2 protein-coding genes are annotated in these 3,300 nt (G+C 77.1%); one reads left to right on the top strand and one right to left on the bottom strand.

Translation table 11 applies throughout. The features are described from left to right. A partial coding sequence (locus E1267_RS43135) for a fibronectin type III domain-containing protein (RefSeq protein WP_484213952.1) occupies window positions 1–965 on the top strand: 965 nt, incomplete at its 5' end. A 36-nt stretch (window positions 966–1,001) separates the two neighbouring features. Here the strand turns inward: E1267_RS43135 and E1267_RS43140 are convergent. Further along, a partial coding sequence (locus tag E1267_RS43140; RefSeq protein ID WP_220449949.1) for a transglutaminase TgpA family protein occupies window positions 1,002–3,300 on the bottom strand: 2,299 nt, incomplete at its 5' end.

Raw genomic sequence — 3,300 nt, forward strand, 5'->3', positions numbered from 1 at the left:
GCCCCGCACCCGTCGGTGACCCCCTCACGACCTCCCGGTCCACCGGCGAGTCCGCCGCAAGCCCCGGTCCGCCGTTCGCCGGGCACCTGTCCGTGCCGGGGACGCACCTGCCGCCTCCAGGGAGGGCGCCGGGTGTGGAGGAGGACCCGGAGCGGTTCGAGCGGTCGGGCCCGCGCGAGCTGGTCTGGACGGTGGACCCCGACCGCTCGCAGGTCAGGCCGCCCGCCGGGCCTCAGCCCTTCCTGCCGCCGCCCGCCGACGTCGCACCGGTGGAGCCGCCCGCCGCGGAGGAGCGGCCCGCGGGAAGGAAGGTTCCGCTGTTCGTGGCGGGCGCGTCGGCGCTGGCGGTGATCGTGGGCGTCGGCAGCGTGGCGCTGGCCATGAGCGGCGGCCCGGGCACCGAGGTGCAGCAGCGGCAGCCCGTGGCCGCCACCGCTCCCGGCGACCAGGACCCCGCCACCCCGCCCCAGGACGACGCGCAGCCGTCGGCCGTCCCGCAGCCCCTGCGACCAGGCGAGTCCCGGACGCGGCCGGACGAGTCCCGCACGCGGCCGTCGTCCGGCCCGGCGACGTCGCCGCCCACCCGCCGGCCCGTCACCGACCCGCAGGACGTCGCCAGATACCGCCCGAAGAACCTCGAAGTGGTCTCCGACAACGGCACCACGGTGACGCTGGCCTGGAAGGCGGTCCGCAAGAGCGGCTATCCCACGGTGGTGCAGCAGGCTCCCGGCGATCGCCTCATGTCGGCGACGGGCGACGCCGGCACGTACACCGTCGGGGGTCTGGACCCGGTCACCGGCTACTGCTTCAAGGTCGGCGCCGTGGTCGCCCTCGGCCAGCCCTCGTCGGTCGCCTGGTCGCCGGCGTTGTGCATCCGCGGAGCCACGGAGGCGGACCCGCGCGGGCAGGACGAGGAGGCCCAGCCTCCCATCGTGCTCCCCCCGGCCAGCCCGCCTCCCTCGTGACGGCCCTGGTGACGGCCCTCGTGACGGCCCGGCAGGTCAACCCACCAGGGACCGAGGTGAGAGACGGCGGGCGAGCCGGACGGGCAGCCCGGCGCGCTGCCTGACCAGCCGGTCGGCCTCCGCGAAGTGCCGCCAGGCCCGCTCCGCGTCGGCCTGGTCCACGGGCGCGTCGCCGAACCTCGCGCGGTTCGCCAGTTCGGCGAGCGCCGTCAACGGCTCCCGCGCCGCCGTCCCCAGAGCGGATTCGGCCAGTACGGCCACCTCGCGCGCCGCCAGCGTGCCCGAGCGCGGGATCCCGGCGCCGCGCAACCGGAGCACGGTCTCCCGCCACGCGCCCGCCACCCGCGCCGCCGGGGTGGCGCCGCGGCGGCGACGGCGCATGCGACGCAGGGGCGGCACGACGGCCACGGCGAGCGCGTAGACCAGGACCGCGCCCGCCGCGACCGCCACCCAGACGAGCGGCCCCGCCGTGGCGCCGGAATCCGCGGGTTTCCCGGGCTTCGCGGTCCGCGCGGGGGTGGGGCGTCCCGCGGTGGTCGGTGTCGGCCGGGGTTCGGAGGAGTCGCTGTTGATCGCCTGCTCGATCTCCTTGGCCTGCTTCGGCGTGCCCTCCGCCACGTCGCCGCCCCCGCCGGAGCGGGTGCGCGAGGGCGTCGGGTAGAACGGCACCCACCCGATCCCCTCGAACCCGACCTCGGCCCACGCGAGCACGTCCCCGCCGCGCACCTGCCGTACGCCGCCCTCCGCCGCCTCGCCGGGGCGGAAGCCGACGACGATCCTGCTGGGAAGTCCGAGAGAGCGGGCGAGCAGCGCGAACGACGCGGCGAACTGCTCGGTCGTCCCCCTGCGCGACTCGGTGAGGAAGAACTCGATCGCCCGGTAACCGTGCCCCGGCGGCGCGGTGACGTCGTTCTTGGCGTGTTCGCGCAGATACGTTGCCAGCCGCGCGGCCTGCTGGGCGGGGCCGCGCGCCCCCGCCGTGGCGCGGCGGGCGATCTCGGCGAAGCCGGCGCGCTGCGGCGGCGTACGCCCGTCGGGGCCGTCCGGCAGGCTGACCAGGGCGGGGTCGTCGAGCGGGGTCACGTTCCGCAGCTCGCCGGAGACGTAGCGGCGCACCCCTGACGTCACCTCGTACGTCATGCCCTCACCGGCCCGCGCGCTGGCCAGCATGCCGGTGGCCGGGTCGACCACGATGCCGGCGCCTTCGGCGAGCAGCGGGCGGTCGGCGGCGGGCAGCCACGGGCCGGGCAGCTTCTGCAGCGTGAGCCGCTGCCGTACGGTATCGCGGGAGCCCTGGTCGCCGGGCACACGCCCGCCCGTGGGAACGAATCCGGCGTTCGACTCCCAGGTGACGCCGTCGAAGGTGTCGAGGACGGCCAGCCGGAGGTTGGCATCGGAGGTGGTGCTGACGGTGAACAGCTCGCGCTGGGGGTGCTGCAGCCACGCCGACACCTGGTCGAGGGCGCTCACTCCGGAGATCGGGCGCGGGGGCGGCTGTTCGACGAGCCGGCGCACGTCGTACGGGCGGTCCGCCATGGGCAGGACGGGCGCCGCCACGACGGCGGCAAGCACCAGGCAGGCGAGCAGCGGCACGCCGGCCACGCAGGTCCACGCCGACCGGCCGGCCCTGACGAGCGCGAGCAGCAACGCGACCCCGGCGAACACGGCCGCGTACGGCACCGCGGAGCCCACGCCCGCGACGCCGAGCACGACGGCGACGGCGAGCACGGGCAGCGCGGCGAGGGCGGGCAGCAGGACGGCCCTGGACCGCAGCGCGAGCTCCGCGCCGGCCGTCGTGGCCGCCCACACGAGGAAACCGACCAGCACGATCGCCCGGCTGCCGGGGGCGGCGGGAAGGATGGTGGTCAGCAGCCAGCCGGTCGCGTCGCGCACGCCGATCAGGGCGGCCCGCGCGCTCGCCGGGCTGGGCACGGCTCCCAGCCACGCCTCCGCCTGGTAGAGGGTCGCGGACACGGCGGTCAGCCAGGCCAGCACGTGCACCGGGATCGTGCCCCAGAGCGGCAGCCGACCGGAAAGCAGCAGCGTCAGCATGCACGGCGCCACGGCGGCCAGGGCGACCACGGGAAGCAGCGCGGACAGCGGGAACACCCCGTCGAACGCCAGCCCGGCCGTCGCGGCGAGCAGCGCGACGACCACCACGGACGCCGCCCTGCGCGCGGGCGACCCGGCGACCGGCGGGGTCAGGCCGGAAGCCGATCCAGGGGCCTGAGCATGAGCCGGGCCAGGCGCCGAGCCCGCAGCAGCGCCGGCGCCGGGCACGGCGGCCCGCGGCTGGGTGGGTCCCGCTGGGTGGGATCCCGCTGGGTTGGTACCC

It is taken from the genome of Nonomuraea longispora (assembly GCF_004348345.1).
GTDB lineage: Bacteria > Actinomycetota > Actinomycetes > Streptosporangiales > Streptosporangiaceae > Nonomuraea > Nonomuraea longispora.